Source organism: Faecalicatena sp. (genome assembly GCF_058819085.1).
Genome location: NZ_JBZUUL010000004.1, coordinates 339,147 through 361,945, shown reverse-complemented (window position 1 = coordinate 361,945; position 22,799 = coordinate 339,147). Strand labels below are relative to the sequence as shown.

At 44.8% G+C, this 22,799-nt stretch carries 15 protein-coding genes and 1 tRNA gene; 13 read left to right on the top strand and 3 right to left on the bottom strand.

The window, feature by feature from the left end; all coding sequences use genetic code 11:
- The first annotated feature begins 15 nt into the window (after nucleotides 1-15).
- From AC4OGX_RS03695 to AC4OGX_RS03660, 8 genes are all read left to right on the top strand, one after another.
- Nucleotides 16-900, top strand: a complete 885-nt coding sequence (locus AC4OGX_RS03695; protein ID WP_493328515.1) for a sugar phosphate isomerase/epimerase family protein — start codon at nucleotides 16-18, stop codon at nucleotides 898-900.
- A gap of 19 nt (nucleotides 901-919) precedes the next feature.
- The gene (locus AC4OGX_RS03690; RefSeq protein ID WP_493328514.1) at nucleotides 920-2,113 is read left to right on the top strand and encodes a Gfo/Idh/MocA family protein; all 1,194 of its coding nucleotides are present in this window, start codon (nucleotides 920-922) and stop codon (nucleotides 2,111-2,113) included.
- A gap of 30 nt (nucleotides 2,114-2,143) precedes the next feature.
- Nucleotides 2,144-3,145, top strand: coding sequence for a Gfo/Idh/MocA family protein (locus AC4OGX_RS03685; protein ID WP_493328513.1), 1,002 nt, complete (start codon nucleotides 2,144-2,146; stop codon nucleotides 3,143-3,145).
- A gap of 21 nt (nucleotides 3,146-3,166) precedes the next feature.
- The gene (locus tag AC4OGX_RS03680) at nucleotides 3,167-4,030 is read left to right on the top strand and encodes a sugar phosphate isomerase/epimerase family protein (RefSeq protein ID WP_493328512.1); all 864 of its coding nucleotides are present in this window, start codon (nucleotides 3,167-3,169) and stop codon (nucleotides 4,028-4,030) included.
- A gap of 34 nt (nucleotides 4,031-4,064) precedes the next feature.
- The gene (locus AC4OGX_RS03675; protein ID WP_493328511.1) at nucleotides 4,065-5,555 is read left to right on the top strand and encodes an MFS transporter; all 1,491 of its coding nucleotides are present in this window, start codon (nucleotides 4,065-4,067) and stop codon (nucleotides 5,553-5,555) included.
- A 128-nt stretch (nucleotides 5,556-5,683) separates the two neighbouring features.
- Nucleotides 5,684-6,058 (top strand): TM2 domain-containing protein, encoded by a 375-nt coding sequence (locus AC4OGX_RS03670; protein ID WP_493328510.1) that lies wholly within the window; start codon nucleotides 5,684-5,686, stop codon nucleotides 6,056-6,058.
- A gap of 108 nt (nucleotides 6,059-6,166) precedes the next feature.
- Entirely contained in the window at nucleotides 6,167-7,648 is a 1,482-nt protein-coding gene (locus AC4OGX_RS03665; protein ID WP_493328509.1) for a beta-glucuronidase, read from the top strand.
- Between the two features lie 128 nt (nucleotides 7,649-7,776).
- Nucleotides 7,777-7,848, top strand: a tRNA-Asn gene (locus AC4OGX_RS03660).
- 88 nt (nucleotides 7,849-7,936) lie between these two features.
- On the opposite strand, the gene AC4OGX_RS03655 is transcribed toward AC4OGX_RS03660, so the two are convergent.
- Entirely contained in the window at nucleotides 7,937-8,944 is a 1,008-nt protein-coding gene (locus tag AC4OGX_RS03655) for a helix-turn-helix domain-containing protein (protein ID WP_493328508.1), read from the bottom strand.
- A gap of 238 nt (nucleotides 8,945-9,182) precedes the next feature.
- Here AC4OGX_RS03655 and AC4OGX_RS03650 point away from each other — a divergent pair, with 238 nt between their 5' ends.
- Genes AC4OGX_RS03650 through AC4OGX_RS03630 form a run of 5 tightly spaced genes read left to right on the top strand, consistent with a single transcriptional unit; the run spans nucleotide 9,183 to nucleotide 20,510 of the window.
- Nucleotides 9,183-11,528, top strand: a complete 2,346-nt coding sequence (locus AC4OGX_RS03650) for a family 78 glycoside hydrolase catalytic domain (protein ID WP_493328506.1) — start codon at nucleotides 9,183-9,185, stop codon at nucleotides 11,526-11,528.
- The gene (locus tag AC4OGX_RS03645; protein ID WP_493328504.1) at nucleotides 11,503-14,358 is read left to right on the top strand and encodes a family 78 glycoside hydrolase catalytic domain; all 2,856 of its coding nucleotides are present in this window, start codon (nucleotides 11,503-11,505) and stop codon (nucleotides 14,356-14,358) included. Before AC4OGX_RS03650 ends, AC4OGX_RS03645 begins: the two co-directional genes overlap by 26 nt.
- Before the next feature lie 47 nt (nucleotides 14,359-14,405).
- The gene (locus tag AC4OGX_RS03640) at nucleotides 14,406-16,838 is read left to right on the top strand and encodes a glycoside hydrolase family 2 TIM barrel-domain containing protein (protein WP_493328502.1); all 2,433 of its coding nucleotides are present in this window, start codon (nucleotides 14,406-14,408) and stop codon (nucleotides 16,836-16,838) included.
- 17 nt (nucleotides 16,839-16,855) lie between these two features.
- Entirely contained in the window at nucleotides 16,856-18,166 is a 1,311-nt protein-coding gene (locus AC4OGX_RS03635; RefSeq protein WP_493328500.1) for an MFS transporter, read from the top strand.
- A 4-nt stretch (nucleotides 18,167-18,170) separates the two neighbouring features.
- The gene (locus AC4OGX_RS03630; RefSeq protein WP_493328498.1) at nucleotides 18,171-20,510 is read left to right on the top strand and encodes a glycoside hydrolase family 3 N-terminal domain-containing protein; all 2,340 of its coding nucleotides are present in this window, start codon (nucleotides 18,171-18,173) and stop codon (nucleotides 20,508-20,510) included.
- Between the two features lie 97 nt (nucleotides 20,511-20,607).
- Here the strand turns inward: AC4OGX_RS03630 and AC4OGX_RS03625 are convergent, their stop codons facing one another.
- Both AC4OGX_RS03625 and AC4OGX_RS03620 read right to left on the bottom strand, forming a co-directional pair.
- Complete coding sequence (locus AC4OGX_RS03625; protein ID WP_493328497.1) at nucleotides 20,608-21,966, bottom strand: sensor histidine kinase; 1,359 nt, start codon at nucleotides 21,964-21,966, stop codon at nucleotides 20,608-20,610.
- 4 nt (nucleotides 21,967-21,970) lie between these two features.
- Nucleotides 21,971-22,672, bottom strand: a complete 702-nt coding sequence (locus AC4OGX_RS03620) for a response regulator transcription factor (protein WP_493328495.1) — start codon at nucleotides 22,670-22,672, stop codon at nucleotides 21,971-21,973.
- Nucleotides 22,673-22,799: the final 127 nt, after the last annotated feature.

Below are 22,799 nucleotides of genomic sequence, written 5' to 3'. Positions count from 1 at the left end.
AAAGGAGGAAGTATTATGTTAGAGAACATCTGCATTTCAGGTTTTGCGGACGAAATCAGTTCAGATTTTGAAGAACAGCTTCAGACAGTTGCAGAACTGGGAATGCACTACATTTCTCTTAGGTCTGCTGATAAAAAGGGAATTGCAGATTATACGGTGCAGGAAGTTCAGACAGAATTGCTGCCGCTTTTGGAGAAATATCAGATCAGGGTTTCATCGATCGGGTCTCCCATCGGAAAAGTCGGCGTGGAAGATGAGGAGGGGTTTAAAAAGCAGAAGGAACAGCTGGAAGAGATCTGCAAGATCTGTAAGCTGCTGGATTGTAAGTTTATCCGCATGTTCAGCTTCTTCATCCCCGAGGGACGGGACGCGGATACATATAAGGAGACGGTACTCACAAAGCTGAAGCAGTTCGTGGAGATCGCAAAAGAGTATGACGTGGTTCTGATCCATGAAAACGAAAAAGAGATTTATGGAGATACCAAGGAGCGCTGCTTAACTTTGTTTGAGGAGATCAAAGATCCGCATTTTAAGGCAGTTTTTGATTTTGCAAACTTTGTACAATGCGGCGAAGATACGGAAGTCTGCTGGGATATGCTAAGGCCGTATATCGTATATATTCACATCAAGGATGCTGTGTCAACAGATAATGAAAACGTGGTCTGCGGAACAGGAGAAGGAAAGATCGAGAAGCTTCTGGACCGTGCAGTCAATCAGGAAGGTTATCAGGGATTCCTGACATTGGAACCACATCTGGTTCTCTTTGATTCCCTGGCATCGCTGGAAACAACAGACGCAAAGAATATCATCAAAGAAAACAAGGCAAAGGATGGAGCAGAGGGATACGCAATGCAGTACCACGCATTATGTACGATTCTGGAGAACATCGAGAAAAAATAAAAAACGGAGGAAAAAGAAAATGAGTAAAATTCGTTACGGAATCATCGGAGTAGGAGCACAGGGGGGAGCATATGCAGGATTTTTGACCGGAAAAGCAGGATTCCCGGGAATGCCGGCACCAGAGTGTCCGCCGCACTGTGCGCTGGGAGCACTCTGTGACATTGATCCGGAAAAGGAAAAAATGTGTGCAGAGCAGTACCCGGACTATCCATTTTATAAAGACTGGAAGGAAATGGTTGCTTCCGGAAATGTGGATGCAGTGATCACAACCGTTCCCCACTACCTGCACACAGAGATCGCAATCTACTGCCTGGAGCACGGTATGCATGTCCTGGTTGAGAAGCCTGCAGGAGTTTTTGCAAAATCAGTACGTGAGATGAATGAGTGTGCAGCAAGCCACCCGGATACTGCATTCGGTATCATGTTCAATCAGCGCACCAATAAATTATATCAGCAGATCAAAGAGCTCGTATCTTCAGGAGAAATGGGAGAGATCCGCCGTTCTAACTGGATCATTAACTCCTGGTGGCGCCCGGACAGCTATTATGCGCAGAGCGAGTGGCGTGCAACATGGGGCGGAGAAGGCGGCGGTGTTCTTGTGAACCAGGCACCTCATCAGCTGGATCTGTGGCAGTGGATCTGCGGAATTCCAAGTAAAGTCTATGCGAAGTGCCTCTATGGATGCCATCGTGATATCGCAGTAGAGAATGACGTTACGATCGTGACAGAATATCCGAACGGAGCAACAGGAAGCTTCATCACCTGTACACATGATCCGATCGGAACGGACCGTCTGGAGATCGACCTGGATGGTGGTAAGATCGTTGTGGAAGACAGCAAAAAAGCTACAGTATACCGTCTGAAAAAAGATGAGAATGAAATGAATGCGACCATGAGCATGATGGATGTTGCCAAGCTGACCATGGGAAATGCGGCAGGTGCAGACGGCATGTACACAGTGGAGACATTTGAAAATACAGACGGCTGGGGAAAACAGCACACAACCGTAATGGAAAACTTTGCTTTACACATCCTGGAAGGAGCACCGCTTCTTGCACCGGGATCTGACGGAATCAACGGAGTAAACCTTGCAAATGCGACACAGTTATCTTCCTGGCTGGGCAAAGAAGTAGACAATCCGGTGGATGAAGAGCTCTATTTAAGCGAACTGAATAAAAAGATCGCAGAAGAAGGAAAATTCCCGACTCGTTAATAAAGAGCGGATATAAAGGGGGACGTAAACATGAAAACAGCGGCAGTCATTGGTCTGGGAGATATCTCAGCCATACATATTGCAGCGATTCAGGCGAACCCGGAGATTCAGTTAATAGCGGTTTGTGATATAGATAAGAGTGCAGAGGCAAGAGCACCGAAAGGAATCCCTTTCTATCAGGATCACAGGCAGATGATCGAAGATGTGAAGCCCGATGTGGTTCACATCTGTCTGCCACATTACCTGCACGTTCCGGTGTCAGAGGAGGCGGCAGCAATGGGCGCGCATGTGTTCTGTGAAAAACCGGTGGCACTTCATACCTCACAGGCAGAGGAATTTGCCGCATTTGAGGCGGCCCACTCGGAAGTGCACATAGGGATCTGTCTGCAGAACCGTCTGAATGAATCGATCGAAATGCTGAAAGAGCTTCTTGACAGCGGACGATACGGCGCGATAACCGGAATGAAAGGAATCGTACCATGGTCCCGGCCGAAATCCTACTATGATGTGAAGCCATGGCGGGGAACCTGGGAATATGCAGGCGGCGGGTGCATGATCAACCAGTCTGTACATACTCTGGACCTCTTGTACTATCTGGGCGGTCCGGTACTAAGCGTAAGGGCCAGTGTCAGCCAGCTTCTTGACTATGGCATTGAGGTGGAGGATACCGTGTCAGCCAGACTGACCTTTGCAAACGGTGCACAGGGATTGTTCCTGGCGACCAACGCAAATTATAAGAACGAAGGCGTACAGATTTCTGTACAGACGGAAAAGGCAGAATTTTCTATCATTGATAATATTTTATACCGAATGGGTGGAGACGGCAGTAAGGAGCGTCTGGCCGAGGATGCAAGGCTTCCGGGTACAAAGTTTTACTACGGTGCCAGCCATCAGAAGCTGATCGCAAAATTCTATCAGGCCGTTGAGCAGGATACACAGAACTATATCCATGTGAAAGATGCAGTGATGAGTGTACGTCTGATCGATGCCATTCAGGAATCCGGCCGTACGGGACAACAGATTCGTTTATAAAAAGTAAAGGAGATAAAAGGAATGAAAAAAGGACTAATTGGTATTCAGATGAGTACAATTAAGGACAAGATCGGTGAATTGGGGGCTTATGGCACATTAAAGGCATGTGCTGAGCTGGGCTATCATTGTGTGGAAGTCAGCCAGATCCCCATGACCGCTGAAAATGTTGCCGGAATGAAGAAGGCAAGTGAGGAATTCGGCATTAAGATTGCAGCATGCTCAGCGGCATTAGAACCGATGATGCCGGGAATGCCGGGAGAGAACCTGACCGATGATTTTGATAAGATCGTCGCTGACTGTAAGGAATTAAACTGCGATATGCTGCGCATCGGCATGCTGCCTATGACCTGCATGGGAAGCAGAGAGAAGGCACTTGGTTTTGTGAAACGTGCAGATGAGATGGCGGCAAGACTAAAGGAGCAGGGAATCGACCTCTATTATCACAACCATCATGTTGAATTCATAAAGTACGATGGAGAATATCTGCTCGATATTATTAAAAATTCAACAAAACATATGGGATTTGAACTGGATATTCACTGGATCCAGAGGGGCGGAGAGAATCCGGTAGAGTTCATTAAAAAGTACGACGGACGCATCCGTCTGCTGCATCTGAAAGATTACAGGATCGGAACGATCAAGATGCCGGAGGGGGCATTTGATCAGAAAGCATTTATGGATGCATTCTCAAACATTGTAGAGTTTGCAGAAGTCGGAGAAGGAAGTCTTCCAATCAAGGAATGTATCGAAGCAGGACTCGCCGGCGGAAGCGAATATTTCTTGATCGAACAGGATGCAACTTACGGAAGAGATTCATTTGAAAGCTTGAAGATCAGCCGTGATAACTTAATTAAGCTTGGCTATGGAGATTGGTTTGAACTATAAAAGATTAAAATGAGAGTACAAAGGAGAATACGTTATGGGGAAAACAAACACAGAAGCTTCAAATGTTGTACATAGAGCAAAAATATGGGAAATCGCATTTTATGCTTTCAACAATACATCAACGAATATTTATGCGATGATATTTATGTATATCACATATTTCTTAACCGGTATTGTTGGGGTGGGAGTCGTACTCGCAGGAACCATCACCACAGTAATGCGTATGTGGGATGGTGTGACAGACCCATTCATCGGTTATATCATAGATAAGACGAATACGAAGTTCGGTAAGAACCGTCCGTTTATTTTAATCGGTAACCTGATCCTGCTTGTGACCAGCTTCCTGATCTACTGGGTGACACCTGTGATCCCGCAGGCTGCAAGATTTCCATTTTACATTGTGATGTATATGCTGTACATTATCGGATATACATTCCAGTGTGTAGTAACAAAATCAGCACAGAGCTGTCTGACCAATGATCCGTCACAGCGTCCGATCTTTACTATGTTTGACGCAGTATTCAATACCATATTGTTTGCGATCATCCCGGTTATTATTACGAATGTCCTCATCCCAATATACGGAGGGGATACAGCGTTTGTTAACCCGGCCTTTTTCCAGGGAATCTGGAAGGTGTTCGCACCGTTATCCTTTGTTTTGGCAATACTTGCTATTATAGGACTGAGGAGAAAAGACCGTCTGGAATATTATGGAACAGGTGTGGTACAGAGAATTACTTTCAAAGACTACTGGGAAGTGTTGAGAAAGAACCGCGCGATCCAGATGCTCGTGATCTCTGCTTCCTCCGATAAGCTGACTGCAAGTATGAAAGGAAATACGATCATATTCGTTATGCTGTTTGGCATTATCTGCGGAAATTATACATTATACGGAAGCTACAGTGCGATCACAAGTATTCCAAATATTATCGTCACATTACTTTTAATGAACTTTATTGCCCGCCGGATGGGACAGAAATCAGCGATGCTGGTTGGAACCTGGGGATCAATTATCTCCGCAGTTGCATTTTTCTTCCTGATGTGCTTGGGAGATCCGACTTCATTAAGCTTTACAAAATTCAATCTGTTCTCCATCCTCTTCCTTGTGTTGAACGTGGTGATGGCAGGGTTCTCAGGAGTGGCAGGAAATATCGTTATCCCGATGACTGCAGACTGTGCGGATTATGAAGTGTACCGTTCCGGTAAGTATGTGCCGGGCCTGATGGGAACATTATTCAGTTTTGTTGATAAGATGATCTCTTCACTGGCTGGAACATTCGTATCTCTGATGATCGCAGCGATCGGATTCAAGAAAATACAGCCCACACCGGATACCCCTTACAGCAGCAGTATTTTCTGGGTAACAATGATCTGCTTTATCGGAGCACCTATCGTAGGATGGGTGATGAACCTGATCGCATTAAAATTCTATCCGCTGACAAAAGAGAAGATGGAAGAGATCCAGATCCGTATCGCAGAGATCAAGGCAGAAGCACAGGCAAAGGCACAGGCAGAAGCTAAGTAATACCCAAAGGGCATCCCGTGATCCATGCCCTGGCGGGCGGGTCTGCAGCAAAAGCTGCAGAACAAGGTATACCCAAAGGGCATCCCGTGATCCATGCCCTCTAAGTATAGATAAAAGGAGCAGATAAGATGAGAAAATCCCAAAGCATAAAAGTGAAGGAACGTGTTGATTTTGCAAAAATGGCACTGATGGAGGATGAACTCCATGAAGTGGAAGAACAATATGGAGTAGAGAAACCGCTCAAGCTCTGGCAGCGCCTTGGGGACCGTTATTTTGAATGGCGTGAAAACCGTCAGCTTCATGAGGTGAACCGCAGGAACTATATTCTTCTGACTATCTTTCTGGGATGGGCAGGAATCCACAGGTTTTATGAGAAACGCTGGATGTTGGGGATCTTCTATCTTGCTCTTTGCTGGAGCGGCTTTCCGATCGCTCTTGCCATTGTGGATCTTATGATCGCACTGCCGATGAAGGCAGACGAGAGTGGGTGTATTTTAATATAGTAATACAGGGTTAAAAGGTTATGTTTTTTCATGCAGATATGAAAAGCATGGCCTTTTAACCCTGGTATCATTTGACCAAGATATTTGCAGGGAAAGGAAAATAAGAATATGAATGAGACAGTAAAACTCCATGCAGATGGATTAAAAAAGATCAGAGACATTGATGAAAGACTGGTGTCTTACAATGTTGAAATGACGGAGGTGACAGGCGGTACGTTCTGGAAAGCGTACACTCCTGAGCAGATTGCGGGAACGGAAGAGTTTCCTCCGGTAAAAGATTTTTCAGAAATGACAAAGCTGATGCAGGTGTATCCTCCGATCGATTTATATGAGGAGAACATCCGCAAATATGCGAAGGCGCTGGGAAGTGTATATGTCCGTGTCAGCGGAAGCTGGGCAACAGATACATACTATGATTTTGACGGACATACAGGAGGCGTTGTGCCCCAGGGATACAGAGCGGTCCTTACAAAGGAACAGTGGGACGGTGTGCTGGATTTTGTCAAGGCTGTAGATGCAAAGCTGTTGATCTCTGTATCTAATTGTCCGGGAGATCATGTGGATGGAAAGCCATGGACACCCCAGCAGGCAAAACTTATTTTTGATTATAGTAAAGAATACGGCGTGCCGATCTCAGCTGCAGAATTTATGAATGAGCCGAACGTGCTGCCTATGACACCACCGGCAGAGGGATATCACGCAGCAGAATTCGGGAGAGACCAGGATGCATTTTTCAGATTTGTCCGGGACAACTATCCAGAAGTACTGCTTGTAGGCCCATGCTCATGTGCAGATAATTTTAGCGGTGAGGAGCTGGAAATGGCAAAAATGCTCCAGGCTATCCCGACAGACGAATTGTTAACTCATTGCAGGGAGAACGCGGATGTATTCAGTTATCACTGTTATGCAGGATTATCCGAACGCGGGGCGTCAATGGGCGGACACTGGAATGCCGGGGAGGCACTGAGTGAGGCATATCTTGGAGTGGCAGCAGGAACCGCGAAAAATTATGCAAAGCTCCGTGATCAATACTGTCCGGGAGCACCGATGTGGGTGACAGAATCCGCAGATGCCGGACTGGGCGGAAATACATGGGGGTCAACCTATATGGACGTGATCCGTTATGCAGATGAACTGGGAAGCTTTGCTACAGTCACAGACGGGATCATTTTCCACAACACGCTTGCATCCTCTGATTATGGACTTTTGGATCATGCCACACATCTTCCGAGACCGAATTACTGGCTGGTATACCTCTGGAACAAGCTGATGGGAACAACAGTTTATGATTCCGGCGAAGAGATCCGGGAGGGCGCTCATGTCTATGCCCATTCCAGAAAAGACGGAAAACCAGGCTATGCTTATGTGGTGATCAACAATTCGAAGACAGATGCGACAACCATAGAGCTTCCGAAAGACGGTGAGCTGTATCTGCTGGATTCTGAAAAGCTTCGGGTACAGGAAATCCGTGTCAACAAAGAAGCAGTGAAACCGGCGGATGGTGAGGATATGCCGGAGATTACTGCAAAATCGGTGGGAAAAGGAGCTTTGGAGATTCCGGCGGCATCCGTTGCATTTGTGATTGTTTAAAATGCTATTTTACATTTTCGTATAAACTGATTTATAATTTCATAAAAAAATCTGTATGAATCTACAAAAATGGTATATACTAGAGTATAAAGAAATACAAAGACGCTCCCGTGAAGGGAGCGTCGTAGTCCTCGATAGCTCAGCGGCAGAGCATTCGGCTGTTAACCGAAGGGTCGTTGGTTCAAATCCAACTCGGGGAGTTAAAAAAGCCTTGTAAGCATGGAAGTTTACAAGGCTTTTTTGCGACTGCTGATTAAGCAGTATTGTGATAAAGTTTCGCCATATTTTTCAGAAGGGGCTGGAGGTAAATTTATTGTTTCTTAACGCACTGGGAGTTGATCCGGTGCGTTTTTTGAATTGCCTTATAAAATTGGACATATTGTGTATCCCTACTTCGTTTGAAATCTGTTCAACAGAAAGATCGGAATTGATAAGCAGGATGCAGGCATGGTTGATCCTCAGCTCGAGAAGATAATCATTAGGGGAAAATCCTGTATACTTTTTAAATTCTCTTGCAAAGTGGTACTTGCTGAGATTAGCGAATGAAGAGAGTGAGTCTAGCGACAATGGATGCATATAATTACTTTCAATATAACGGATCACATATTTATATATATTCGGAATAGAAGAATTATTTTCTTTTTCAGCATGGTCTAATAAGGTACATAGAAGATTGCTTAACGCATTGCTGATAAAAAGATCCCTGTGATCTGAAAAGGTAGTGCAGGAATCAAGCAGTTTTTCCACCATAGGGGTGAAGCTGGCCTGGGCAAATGAAATCTGTACAATATTTTGACTTGAGAAATGTTTGTATAGTGATTCGGCATTTTGCCCCCATATATGAATATCCACATGTTCCCAATTCCCGGCTGCAGCAAAATATTCGTGTGGCGTGCGGCAGTCAATAATGAATGCCTGGCCCTCTTTCAGCGTATAGGACTGACCATTGTATACCAATCCCCCTTCGCCTGAATATGTGTATGATAACAAAAGAGACTCATAATCTGCCCGTTTAGTAAAATATTCTTTTGTATTGTTCATGATACAAAAACTCTGAAGATATAAAGCTTCTAGACTATTTCGGCGTGAAATGGTTGAAAGAAGCATGTCAAAACTACCAGTCAAACAATAAGAAGAGCGCTGGGTATTGTTTAAATCCTCAGCAAATTCAGACCATTTCACAGTACTATCATAGGCATCGGTATTGTTTTTTTCAGTCACAGAGATTCGTCCATTGGCGTTTTCAGATAGTGATTTCTTAATCTCAAAGTGGATTAAATGGTATTTATCAAACATAAGTCCCCCTACATAAAATAGCAAGATTATATAAATTATCAGCAACATTAATGATTATAAGCCTGATGATAACTTGATATGATGAAAAAGTCAATGAAAAGATTGTATACCTAAAGGGCAGCCCGTAAAACATGCCCCAAAAGGGACGGATCTGCGGCAAGCTGCAGATTAAGGTATATATAAAAGCAGATGCGGGCAGCTGCATTGGTAATCAAGCAAAAAATGAAAGGAAAATGATATGAAAGAGCCCAGATTTTATTTTGTAGAACCTGAATTAGAAAAACCGGAAGAGAAGAAGCTGCAGCCAGCTTCTTATATCCGTAAAGTCTTTTACGAAGACCGAAAAGTAATCAAAGCAACATTATACACTACTGGACTGGGAGTGTATGTTCCATTCATCAATGGATGTGATGTGAGCAGTTCTCTGCTTATGCCGGGATTTACTAACTATAACAAGCGCGTGCAGTATTTTTCTGCAGATGTGACCGAACAGATATGTAAGGGAGAGAATGTGATTGCAGCGGTAATCGGAGACGGATGGTACCGGGGCTCTCTTGGCGCGTTCAGCAAAAGGGCTTTTTACGGAAACAAAATAAAATTTGCGGCAGTTCTGGAACTTGAGACAGAAGAGGGGATCTGCCGGATCTATACAGACGAAAATACGAAAGCCTGTCAGGACGGACCGCTTAGGGGGAATGACCTGAAAACCTTTGAGATTGTTGACATGACAAAGGAAATGGAGGGTTGGAATCAACCAGGCTATGATGACAAAGAATGGCACTCATGCGTGGTCTCATCCTATGATGGTGAAATCATTGTCCAACAGGGCGACAATATAAAAGAGCATGAATGCTTCATACCTCAAATAATCAATACGCCGAATGGAGATATCGTTTTAGATTTCCAACAGAATCTTTCAGGGCGTGTAGAATTTACAGTTACCGGGGCTGCCGGGACAAAAGTCACCCTTGAAATGGGAGAAACCCTGGATGAGGATGGAAATTTTACTATAAAGAATTTGTCTGAGGTGAAGTGCGAAAAAATAGCAGAGAGCATGGAAATACCGGAGTCAGTATTGGGACAGACACTTGTGTATATCTTAAAAGACGGGACGCAGAGCTATAAGCCAGCATTTCTTATAAGCGGCTTTCGGTATGTAAGGATAACAGGATGGCCGGAAGAGGTAAAAGCGAAAAACTTCAAAGCGATAGCAGTCTATGGAGACCTTGTCTATAGTGGAAGGTTTACCTGCTCCAATGAAAAAATCAATCGTTTCGTAGAAAATGTGAGATGGTCGCAAAAATCTAATTTCTTAGATATCCCTACAGACTGCCCAACTAGAGAACGAGCGGGGTGGACCGGTGATGTTAATGTGTTTGCAGAGACAGCCTGTTATCTGTCGGACACGAGGAGGTTTTTGAAAAAATGGTTCCAGGACTTTGTCGGTCTGCAGAAAGAGGACGGCAGCCTTCCGTTCATCGTGCCGGAGGTTCCTATGTTCACAGACGGTGTAGATATGCAGAATCTTCCATATAGCAGTGCAGGATGGTCGGACGCACTGCTCAATGTGCCTCTTATCATGTATCAGTTTTACGGTGATAAAGAAATCATACGGCTGGTGTATGACACAGCAAAGAGATATGTGGATTTTAATACAAACAGGGCGAAGGATAAGCATAAATTACATTTTTATAAACTTGGCAGACATTATCAATACATATTAGATACCGGGTATCACTGGGGAGAATGGCTGGAGCCGGGATCAAGCATGATGAAAGATTCTGTCAGAGCACTGTCATTTCCCGATGCGGAGGTTGCGACAGCCTGGTTTTATCATTCTGCAGACCAGTTAAGCCAGATGGCAGAGATATTAGGGAAAAAGGACGATCAACATAAGTATGGTGTGCTGGCCCAAAACATCAGGAATGCCTACCGGAAGGAATTCTTAAAAAGAGGAAGCGTCCACTCAAAAAGACAATGCAGATATGTAAGACCGGTTTCGATGGGCCTGACGGATGAAACACAATCGGTGAAAATAGTCAGGCAGCTAAAGAAAAAGTGTGAAAAAAATCAATACAAAATAGGAACGGGATTTTTGACAACATACCAGATTCTGCAGGTGCTGACGGATTATGGATATGGTGAAACGGCATATAAAATGTTGACGCAAAGCGCTTGTCCGGGCTGGATGTATGAGATTGATCAGAAAGCTTCTACTGTCTGGGAGAACTGGCTGGGCATTGATGAAAACGGAGTACCAAAAGATTCTCAGAATCATTATGCGATGGGGGCCGCCGCAGCATGGCTGTTTTCAAGAGTCGGCGGTATAACCCCAATGAAACTCGGATTTTCAGAAGTAAAGATACAGCCGTTTGCTGTCGGGGAGCTGACATGGGCAGAAACTTCATACACCAGTATGTATGGCGAGATCGCTGTGAAATGGGAACGAAAAGGAAAGCAGTTTTGCATACAGATTTCTCTGCCAGAAAATGTATCGGCGCTGGTGGTAATGCCGGATGGAAAACAATATACGGTCTTAAAAGGCACGGAAATACAATGTGAATTACAGGAAGGGGAACAGTAAAGTGATCATAACAGAGTTAAAGACAGAATACCGCACAAATCCTATTGGAATTGATACTCTTAGGCCGAGATTATCCTGGAAAATAAAAAGCAGCAGTCAGAATATGATGCAGACCTCTTATCAGATCCTTGCTTTTGCAGACGAGGAGGAAACTGATCTGATCTGGGATAGCGGGGTGATAGAAGATTCTTCCTCACAGAGAGTGCTGTGGAACGGGCCGAAATTAAGCTCCATGGAAAGAGTATTCTGGAAGGTGAAGTCCACGATTGCCAATGGGACGATCGAAGAACAGTCAGAAAGCGAAACCGTATTTTTTGAGATGGGTCTTTTAACTGAGGAAGACTGGCATTGTGACTGGATCGAGCCTTTAGATCAGAACGACTATTTTCATTATCAGCCGGCGCCTGTCATGCGGCGTAAATTTCGGGTTAAGAGTGGGTTGAAAAAAGCAAGAATATATCAAACAGCCCACGGTCTGTATGAATTTTGGATCAATGGAAGGCTCGGAACGAAAGAGAAGTTTAAGCCCGGATTTACCAGTTATCAGAGCCGCATACAGTACCAGGCCTATGATATTTCAGAGTATTTGGCAGAAGGAGAGAATGTATGGGCCGTGTCCCTGGGGGATGGCTGGTGGAGAGGAACCCTGGGAGGAAGCAGCAGAAATAACTGGGGATATAAGCTTCAGTTTTTGGGGCAGATTGTCCTCACTTATGAGGATGGAAGTGTGGAATATGTGTGCTCCGATGACCAATTCAAGTATTCCTATGGCGGAATCCGGGCATGTGACTTAAGAGCCGGTGAGGTCTATGACTCGCTGCAGGAGCCGCGGGGATGGAAGGACAGAGGATTTGATGATGCCTTATGGAAACCGGCAGTAAAGACAGAAGGTCTGTACTGCACGAAAGATACGCTGATCGCTTCTGCAAGTGTCCCGGTTCTTGAAAAGGAAAGGTTTGAGGCAAGGCCATTTCGCGATGCAGCAGGAGAGCTTGTCTTAGACTTTGGTCAAAACATTGCAGGATATGTGAAGATGAGGCTTAGAGGCTGCCAAAAGGGACAGAAAGTGATTCTGCAGCACGGGGAGGATATAAAAGACGGACTGTTCAACATGGAGAATCTTATGGGGGACATGTTTGAAAATGAGTCTTTCCAGAGAATCGAGTATATCTCCGGCGGCGAACCTGAGGAAACATATTGCCCGACTTTTGCAGTATTTGGATTTCGTTATGTATTGGTCAGGGGATATGCAGGAGAGATCAGACCCGGGGATTTTGAGGCCGTCGCCGTATATTCTGCATTGGAGGAAACGGGTGATTTTACGTGTTCTAATCCATTAATCAATCAGCTTGTGAAAAACAGCAGATGGAGTCAAAAAGGAAATTATTTAGATGTTCCGACAGATTGCCCTACAAGGGAACGAAGCCCCTGGACGGGAGATTCTCAGGTCTATATAAGAACGGCTGCTGATTTCATGAATGTATATCCGTTTTTTGAAAAATGGATGCAGGAATTTAACTGTGATCAATTAAAAAATGGGAAACTGAAAAGTACGATTCCATCCGGCTCTAAAAATCCAGAAGAAAATGAGAGAGCAAAGGCTGCATTTTTTGAGAGTATTGCAGACAAGGAAGAGTTGTCCACGACGGATTATATGGTACTCCAGATGTATCAGAGCGATGAGGAAGATAAGGGAGTGGCGGACGGATCCGCAGGCTGGTCCGATGCGGCGGTCATAAATCCGTATACCATGTATTTATGCTATGGCGACAAACAGATCCTTGAAAATCAATATGAATCTGCAAGGAAACATGTAGAGTACATGTTCAGTAAAGCCAAAAACGCAAATCCAAACCGTAAAAGTGCACCGGAGTATGGAAATTGGACGGATGGTGAGCTGGATGCAGACTACATATGGGATACAGAATTCCACTGGGGTGAATGGCTTGAGGCTGACGTGGGATCGGCTGGTGAAATGCAGCGGATGATGGAGAAATTTACAAATCCTGATCCGGAGGTTCCATCAGCATTCCTTTACTACAGCACGAGGCTGCTTGGAGAAATTGCACGGATCCTGGGGAAAGAAGAGGATGCAGAGCTTTATAGGCAAAAGTCTGAAAAAGTAAAGAAAATGTTCAATAAATACATCATCGGAGAGGATGGCGTCATAAAAGAAGGCCGCCAGGCGCCGAATGTCAGGGCATTGGCGTTCGGTATCTGTGATGAGGAGCATGAGGAGAAAGTCTTGACTGCACTTGTACGGATGATCAGGGACTGTGATTATCATATCAATACAGGCTTTTTAGCAACACCTTATATCCTGAACGTGCTGGCAGATGGGGGATATGCAGAGACTGCATATCAATTGTTAGAGCAGGAAGGGTGCCCGTCCTGGCTTTATAACGTGAAAAAAGGAGCCACCTCTATTCTGGAAGAGTGGGACGGGATGGACACACACGCAGGTTCCTTTAATCATTATAGTTATGGGGCAGTCTGTGATTTCCTGTTTTCGAGGATCGCGGGGATCAGACCTATGATAGAAAAACCGGGATATCAGGAATTTCTTGTGGAGCCTGTGGCCGGCGGAAGCCTTACGGAAGCGAAAGCGGTTTATGAAAGTCTTTATGGAACGATATGCTCCGGGTGGAAACGTAGCGGGGAGACAATAGAATATGAGATTCAAGTGCCTGTCAATACGATTGCACATGTGAGAATACCCGGTTTGGCAAAAGATCTGGAAGAGATCAGGAAAACGTACCCGGAAGCAAAGCTTATTGATAACCATATTTCAATAAGATTGGGGAGCGGTAACTGGCTGGTTAAATGTTAAATAAAATATAGTGCGAAGAAATGGAATTCATTTTAGGAGGGAACAAGATGATTCGAGAGAGATTTAATAAGAATTGGGAAGTTGGAACAGTCAATGCAATGATTCCGCAGCCGGTTCCGCCAAAGGATCTTAAAAAGATCACATTACCGTATGACTGCATGCAGGATGAGGTGAGAAGAAAGGATGCACCTTCCTCCTCTTTTTCAGGGTATTATCCGGCAGTGGCAAAATCTTATACCAAGTATTTCGAAGTCCCTGCGGAGTGGGAAGATAAATATGTTGTATTTGATTTTGAAGGTGTGTATATGAATGCCAGTGTCTTTATCAATGATGATTACGCAGGTGGGATGACACACGGGTATACAGAATTCTATGTGGAGGCAAATAAGTTCTTAAGATATGGCAGAAAGAACAAAATTACTGTGTCGTTTACAACGGCAGAGGACAGCCGGTGGTATTCCGGAGCCGGTATCTATCGTAATGTAAATGTGATGGTTTCTGAATTGATCCATATACAGCCGGACAGTTATCGTATCTCTGCGAAGGAGATCGATGAGGAAGGTGCGCGGGTGACGGTTGACTTTGCTGTTCGTAATCTGGGACATAAGAGTGGAGTGACCTCTGTTGTAACCAGAATCCTCGACGGAGAAGGAACAATTGTAGGAGAAAATGAAAGCAGAATAACCGCCTATGCAGGAGAAGTACAGCAGTGCAGACAGTCCATCTATCTGGATGGAATCAAGAGATGGAGTATAGAGGAACCCTATTTGTATCAGGTTGAAACTAAAGTTATGACAGGAGATCAGGTTCTTGATGAAGAGAAAGCTGCCCTGGGGATTCGGACTTTACAGCTGGATCCAAAACATGGGCTTCGTATCAACGGAAAAGTAGTGAAACTGAGAGGCGCCTGTGTTCATCACGATAACGGAATGCTCGGGGCGGCAGCAATTGAACGGGCAGAAGAGCGGAGAGCCCAGCTTTTAAAGGCAGCAGGCTTTAATGCAGTTCGAAGTGCCCATAACCCAATCAGCAAGGCATTTCTGGATGCCTGTGACAGGGTTGGACTGGTGGTGATGGATGAAGTATCTGACATTTGGACGAGGGCTAAGACAGCCCGTGACTATGCATCTGTTTTTCCGTTTAGCTGGGAACAGATCTGTGAGGCTATGGTAAAGAAGGATTATAATCATCCCTCTGTCATTATGTATTCTATTGGAAATGAGATTCAGGAAACAGGGACTGCAGCAGGGGCTGACATTGGAAGAAAGCTGGTTGGAAAGATCAGGAGCCTTGATGATACCCGTTATATATTAAATTCTATCAATGCCACGTTATCTGTTTTAAATCAGCTTGCGGAATCTATGAGCCAGAATTCGGAGACAAATGGTGAAGGACAGGATATCAACAATCTGATGATGAATCTTGGAGAGGCTATGGCACAGTTAACAGGTTCGGAAATGGTAACAGAGTGTACGAAGGAGAGCTTCGACTGCCTGGATATCTGCGGATACAATTATGCTACGGTGCGTTACGGAATTGACAGTGAATTGTTCCCGAACCGGATACTGGTGGGAAGTGAGACATCCCCAAGGGAAATTGCAGATAACTGGGAAGAAATCATGAAATATCCGCAGGCGATCGGGGACTTTACCTGGACAGGATGGGATTATCTTGGGGAAGCCGGAGCAGGAAAAACGAAATATGCAGAGGATATCGCTTTGGAGGGAGATGCAGGATTTGCCGGGGAGTATCCCTGGATGATGGGGTATTGTGCCGATCTGGATCTTATGGGAAATCGCAGACCAATCAGTTATTACAGAGAAATTGTGTTTGGCCTGACAGATGTTCCTTATCTCGGAGTGGAGTACCCGGAGAATTTTGATAAAACGTTACAGCCTGGTATGTGGGATTTCATCGATGGCATCGGCAGCTGGAGCTTTAGAGGCTATGAAGGAAAACCAATCCGTGTACATGTGTTTGGAAACGGGGACAGCTATAAATTGTTCCTGAATGGGGAAGAAGCCGGCAGTGGAGAACTGGTAAAAAAACGTGGATGTGCAGAGCTTACATATGAACCTGGGGAGTTGAAGGTAATTACCTATAAAGGGGGTGCAGAGCTTGGCACTTACAGCCTGCATTCTGCGAAGCCTGAACTCCACATTCGGGCAATACCGGACCGGACTGAAATTACAGCATCAGAAACAGATTTGTGCTATGTGGACATTTCTATCTGTGATGAAGACGGAATCGTGGATAATATGGCAGACTGCATGCTCTCTGCATCAGTATCTGGAAATGGAGAACTTATAGCCTTTGGCTCGGCAAATCCAAAAACAGAAGAGACCTTCCATTGTGGCAGGTATACCAGTTTTGATGGGAAGGCTATGGCTATTCTCAGACCAACCTCAGCCGGAAGGATGACGTTAAAAGTTGAGGCAGATGGTTATGAGCCTGTGGAGATAACGATTACGGCAAAGTAAAAAGGAGATAAAAATCAATGAAAAAATATGGAGATGGAAGACATGGGGTGTTACCGATAGCTTTAGGTGGTGCATCCTCAGGAATGAGTTTAGTAGTACTTGGAATGCTGACATACTTTCTCACAACGCAGACAGGACTTTCAGGAACAGTAGTCGGTACAATTTTACTGTGCAGCAGGATATTTGACGGGATCTCAGATCTATTGGTAGGTTATCTGATAGACAGATGTCATTTTAAGCTGGGAAAGGCACGTCCGTTTGATCTGTTTGCAATTCCCATGTGGATTGCATTGGTTCTTTGTTTTGCAGTTCCAGGATTACATACTGCAGGAAAAATCATATATGTTTTTGTCATGTATAACCTGTGTCAGACTGTGTGTTATACGTTTACATCAGTTGCGGGTACTGTACGTCTGAAAAGAACATTTATAGAGGAAAAAAGATCAGGGGCTGTTGCAGCAACTGGTTTACTAACAGCCGTGTTTGCGACCGCTGCGGGTATTATACTGCCCATACTAATTGATAATCTTGAGAATGAACCAAATGGCTGGATTATAATAACGGGAGTATTTGCGATCCCGGGAATCCTTATGTCATTGTGTATGTTCTTTTTTGCGCCGGAAATGAAACCGACAGAAGAACAAGAAAAAGCTGGGAAAGTCTCTTTTAAAGAATTTATTAGTGAATTAGTGAAAAATAAATATCTGCTGATGATTATCATTATTGTTCTGGCCGGCACACTGACAAGTGGGATTAATGGAAATGTAAGTACATTTTTCTTTAAATATGTATTCGGTGACCTGACAATAGCTTCGATGCTTGGAGTAGTATCAATGATTGCATATGTCTTTCTGGCATTGATTCCGGTTATGACTAAAAGGCTGGGCAACAGAGCTGTGATGATGGTTTCTTTTGCATTTATTATTGCCGGGAATCTTGCAAAGTATTTGAACCCGAAAAGCGTCGGATGGCTTGCCTTGTGTACAGTTTTAGCCATGGCCGGGACTACGTTATGCGTAAGTGTCAGCAGTCTTGTTCTTATAGATACCATGAATTACGGAAAATTAAAGACTGGAAGAGAGAATGAAGGAGTATACTCAGCAATTCGGGGATTCGCTGATAAAGTAGCCAATGGCATTGCACCATTTATCGTGGGAAGAGTTCTGGATATGGGTGGCTTTGACGGAACACTGGAAGTGCAGAGTGCAGGAGCCAATGCTGCTATTTTTACAGTATATGCCCTGGTTCCGGCTTTGATTGGTGCGATAGGTTTCATAACCATGTTCTTGTGCAGGATGGAAAAAGAAATGAAACAACTGGAGGGTTAGAAAGATGAAAAGAGAAGAAATAAAAGAAAAAATCAAAGAATTAATGGCGGAAATGACAACAGAAGAAAAGGTTTTACAGCTGACATGTTTGATGCCGGCAGATATGAAACAGCCAGAAACTCTTGGTATAGAAAATGGCATTGGCGCGATGCCGATCCTTGGCGGTGCACCAGATCAGATTGCTGAAGATATTAACAGAATACAGAAATATGTACTGGAACATTCCAGACACAAGATACCGGTTATGTTCCACTGTGAATCACTGACAGGCCCGTTGATCGCAGGCGGTGTTCAGTTTCCGCTGTCGATTGGATTAGGTGCGGCCTTTGAACCAGAAATCGTGGAAGAGATGGCATCAATATGCAGAAAGCAAACAAGTGCAGTGGGAATCCATCATGTTCTTTCACCAGTGGTTGATCTGGTGAGAGACCTTCGCTGGGGACGTTTGGGAGAGACTTATGCCGGGGATCCTGTTCTGTGCGGCGCCATGGGAACCGCATATGTAAAGGGGATGCAAAATAATGAGGACGGCTATGGAAATGCGGCAACACTAAAGCATTTTCTTGGATATTCAGCGACCGCGGGTGGTTTGAATATGGCACAGACTGTTGTAAATGAGCGTGATCTCAGGGAAAATTTCGCCCGTCCCTTTGAGATGGCAATTCGTAATGGACATGTAAGAGGGATTATGAACAGCTACAGCGAATACAATGGAAAGCCGGTATGTGCCAGCAAGGAAATTCTAACAGATCTGCTTCGTGATGACTTGGGATTTAAGGGCGTTGTAGTTAGCGATTATGCGTCTGTTGACCGCCTGCGCAATGTATTTCGTGTAACGGACGATATTACGAAGGCAGGTGAGCTGTGTCTGGAAGCCGGGCTGGATATGGAATTCCCAAGCCGGCTGGGCTATAGCAGGGAAATGGCAAAGGATGCTGATAAGGGAACTTTTGATATGGCATACATTGACCGTGCCGTAGAGCGTGTTCTTACAATGAAATATGAACTAGGCCTTTTTGAGAATCCCTATGCACAGCCGGAACAGATGGCAGCTGCCTATGATAATACGGAGAATAATAAGAAAGCTCATGCAGCAGCACAAAAGACCATGACACTTACAAAAAATAATGGAATTTTACCATTAACAGACCGAACAAAAAAAATCGCTGTCATTGGACCGATGGGTGATTCTGTAAGAGCATTTTATGGATGCTATTCCATTTGCGGAGGGTTTGACATGATGTTCACCGGTAAAAGTGCAATGGCCGGAGTGGAAGCAAATAGTGAGGATGTAACCTCTGGCTTTGATACAGAAAAACTCGATCTTCATATTACAGATGATACCATACGTGCAGTGTACCCGGAGATTCAGACCACATACGAAGCTCTGAAGAGCCGGTTTGACCATGTGACATGGACAGAAGGCTGTGATTATGCAGGTGATGAGAAGAATGACTACGTTTCTGCAATGCAGGCTGCAAAGGAGGCAGATATCGTAATTATGACACTCGGAGGAAGAAATGGCTGGGGTATGCATTGTACGAGTGGAGAAGGCATCGATACCACTGATATCGGACTGCCGGGTAATCAGGAAGAACTGCTTCGTAAGGTCTATGATGTGAATCCGAATATGATCCTGGTTCATACAGATGTCAGACCAGTTGTCAGTGAATGGATTTATGAACATGTACCAGCTATATTAGAAGGCTGGATTCCATGTACTTATGGCGGAATTGCCATTGCTGAAACAATTACGGGAGAATATAATCCGGGCGGCCGTCTGCAGATAGATGTGCCCCGCAGTCTGGCACATGGACCGGTGGGACATTATTTTAACCGGGGAACAGAAAATGAATCTTTCAGGAACGGCGCGATTAATAAACAAGGTTACGTCAATGAAGATATGAGGCCGCAGCTCCCATTTGGCCATGGGCTTAGTTATACTACATTTGCGTATCATGATTTTTCATTACATATGGAGGAAAATGAGCAGATTACTGTTTCGGTAAATGTGACAAATACAGGAAGCATAAAGGGAGATGAGGTAGTACAGCTCTACGGCATTGATAAGGTGGCTTCTGTTATAAGGCCGGCAGAGGAGCTGATCGGTTTCAAACGAATCACACTGGAACCGGGAGAAACAAAAACAGTCAGATTTAGTTTCAATATTGATATTCTGGCATTTTATGATAAGCCAAAGCACTGGATCGTTGAAAAAGGTGACTTTGAATTTTACTTAGGAAAGAACAGTAAAGATGTTATATGCTCTGACACAGTTACGGTTGATAAGACTCATGAGATCGATTATACGAAGAGATGTTTAATAGCTGAAGTATTAGATTAGGTGCAGACATGAGGCAGGGCATTATCACCCATCCGGGTGATAGTGCCCTGTCTTGTCGTAAAGTTCTTTCTCTGCCGACACGCTAATACATGTCTGCTTACTTTTGAAACTCCAATATGGCCCGATACCCCTGCATCGGTCCGCTTTCAATGGTCATCGTCCCATTATGGACTTCCGTGATCTGGCGAACCAGCAGAAGCCCCAGCCCGTGGCGCAGATCGAGCCGCTCATCCATGCTTTCCATGTAATGGGGCCGTTCTTTTAGTTCCTTCATTTTTTCAGGGGTGAGCCCCACGCCATTATCTGCCACGATCAGGGAAATGGTGGTGTCGGTGCAGTCGATGGAGAGCTTGATATCGCATCCCTTGGGATTATGCCCGATACTATTCTGGACCAGGTTATTGACTGCCCGGGAGATGAGCCGGGCATCACAGTTAAGCTCTGCCATTTCTGCATCAGGGGGTACTTCGATGTCAACAGTATAACCATCTGGAATTCCCGAATTTAACAATTCCGCCAGATAGGAGCGGAGAAGCCTGGACAAACGGACAGGTTCCCTATGAAGCGGCTGCATCTCATATTCCAGGTTGGATACGAGATTCAGATCCTGGACCAGCTCTTTGATTTTAGTGCTCTGTTTCTGAATGACAGCGGCCTTCTCCCTGACGGTGCTGCCTGCTGTATTGTCCGCAATGATCCGGCCTGCATAGCCCATGATCACGGATAAAGGGGTACGGATGTCGTGGGAGACCCCGCTGATCCAGTTTGCCCGGGCCTCATTTTGACGGCTTAAGATCAGGGAGGCTTTGTTCACACTGTCAGCCACCTCTGATAATTCGCCCTGGGTGGACAAAGAGGCTGGTTTTCCTTCGGCCAGTGTCTGGATGGAGGCAATAATCGGTCCCGTGCTTTTGATGATCCGGTGTTTGGATAAATAAAAGACGGCGAATAAAAGCAGAAAGTCAAAAATCAGTAATACGGTAAAAAAGACCGGCATTTTCTGAATGGCCTCAATGGAAAAATAGTTGCTCATGAGTTTTGTATAGCTGTCTTTTGGATAACCAAGTACCAGCAGTCCATCACCGTCATCCCAGACAAATACAGGATAATCCTCCAGATAGCCTTTGGAAAAAACCGCGACATCCTGAATGGTGTAGTTTGAGGGAAGTTCCCCGGGTGCGTCTACGGACCATGCTGTTTTCCCATCCGGGCTTAAGAAAACCGCCCATATCCCATTCTCACGGAGCAGTGCTTTTATTTCGTCTGTCGTTCCGTTTATTGTGGAAGCAGCGGCAGCCTTCTTTAGCATATTCTGGGGGGAAGTGTCGCCGTAATCCTTTGCGATCGCACTGTAGAATGTCAGGCCAAAAGACAAAAAGTTGGTAAACAGCAGAAGGATCACAAAGGCAGCGAAAGACATTAAGTATTTTGAAATATATTTTGCAAATGACTTCATTGTATTATTTCCTCATGTTTAGTTTATAGCCAAGTCCCTTGATCGTAATCAGGGAAACCGGTTTTGACGGGTCGCTCTCGATTTTTTCACGGATGCGGCGGATATGGGCATTCAGGCTGTTTTCATATCCAAATGGATTGTCACCCCACAGTGCTTCGCATAACGCATCCACTGTGACGATTTTTCCTTCGTTTCGGGCCAGTGTTTCCAGCAGCAGGTGTTCCTTTGCGGTCAGTGTAAAGATTTCTCCGTTTTTGCTGACCTCCGCCCGGCTAAAATCAATCGTGCACCCATCCAGCTTTATGAGATCGCTGTCGTCCCTGTAACAGCGCCGCAGAACTGCATAGACGCGCAGAAGCAGTTCCTGGGCTAAAAAAGGTTTCACGATATAATCATCTGCACCAAGCCCCAGTCCGGCCAGCTTGTCCACAGCCTCATCCTTAGCGGTCAAAAACATGATCGGGATATCTGTGAATTTTCTCATCTGCCTCATCAATGAAAAGCCGTCCCCGTCAGGGAGCATGACATCCAGAACTGCCAGATCAGGCTTCTCTTCCTTAGCAAGAAGTACACCGTCTTTTACCGTGGACGCCGTTACAACATTGGAAAATCCATCGTCTTCCAAAATACCGGATACCAATTCTAACAGATCTGGTTCGTCATCTACGAGCATGATTTTCTTATTGTTCAAAAATGAATGTTCCATAGCAGTCTCCTCCATATGATGATTATAACACAGCGTTTTTCTTTATAAAGCAGCCCATTCAAAAAGTAAGGTAAAAGTAAGGTGGGGATCACTGGAAAGTCATTTAAGAATCACTAAAAAGTAAGGA

What these genes read in the sequence shown, in the direction of transcription:
- AC4OGX_RS03680 (WP_493328512.1), top strand. Translation starts at nt 3,167, where the DNA reads ATGAAAAAAGGACTAATTGGTATTCAGATGAGTACAATTAAGGACAAG.
- AC4OGX_RS03670 (WP_493328510.1), top strand. Translation starts at nt 5,684, where the DNA reads ATGAGAAAATCCCAAAGCATAAAAGTGAAGGAACGTGTTGATTTTGCA.
- AC4OGX_RS03655 (WP_493328508.1), bottom strand. Translation starts at nt 8,944, where the DNA reads ATGTTTGATAAATACCATTTAATCCACTTTGAGATTAAGAAATCACTA.
- AC4OGX_RS03685 (WP_493328513.1), top strand. Translation starts at nt 2,144, where the DNA reads ATGAAAACAGCGGCAGTCATTGGTCTGGGAGATATCTCAGCCATACAT.
- AC4OGX_RS03640 (WP_493328502.1), top strand. Translation starts at nt 14,406, where the DNA reads ATGATTCGAGAGAGATTTAATAAGAATTGGGAAGTTGGAACAGTCAAT.
- AC4OGX_RS03620 (WP_493328495.1), bottom strand. Translation starts at nt 22,672, where the DNA reads ATGGAACATTCATTTTTGAACAATAAGAAAATCATGCTCGTAGATGAC.
- AC4OGX_RS03650 (WP_493328506.1), top strand. Translation starts at nt 9,183, where the DNA reads ATGAAAGAGCCCAGATTTTATTTTGTAGAACCTGAATTAGAAAAACCG.
- AC4OGX_RS03665 (WP_493328509.1), top strand. Translation starts at nt 6,167, where the DNA reads ATGAATGAGACAGTAAAACTCCATGCAGATGGATTAAAAAAGATCAGA.
- AC4OGX_RS03625 (WP_493328497.1), bottom strand. Translation starts at nt 21,966, where the DNA reads ATGAAGTCATTTGCAAAATATATTTCAAAATACTTAATGTCTTTCGCT.
- AC4OGX_RS03675 (WP_493328511.1), top strand. Translation starts at nt 4,065, where the DNA reads ATGGGGAAAACAAACACAGAAGCTTCAAATGTTGTACATAGAGCAAAA.
- AC4OGX_RS03690 (WP_493328514.1), top strand. Translation starts at nt 920, where the DNA reads ATGAGTAAAATTCGTTACGGAATCATCGGAGTAGGAGCACAGGGGGGA.
- AC4OGX_RS03630 (WP_493328498.1), top strand. Translation starts at nt 18,171, where the DNA reads ATGAAAAGAGAAGAAATAAAAGAAAAAATCAAAGAATTAATGGCGGAA.
- AC4OGX_RS03695 (WP_493328515.1), top strand. Translation starts at nt 16, where the DNA reads ATGTTAGAGAACATCTGCATTTCAGGTTTTGCGGACGAAATCAGTTCA.
- AC4OGX_RS03635 (WP_493328500.1), top strand. Translation starts at nt 16,856, where the DNA reads ATGAAAAAATATGGAGATGGAAGACATGGGGTGTTACCGATAGCTTTA.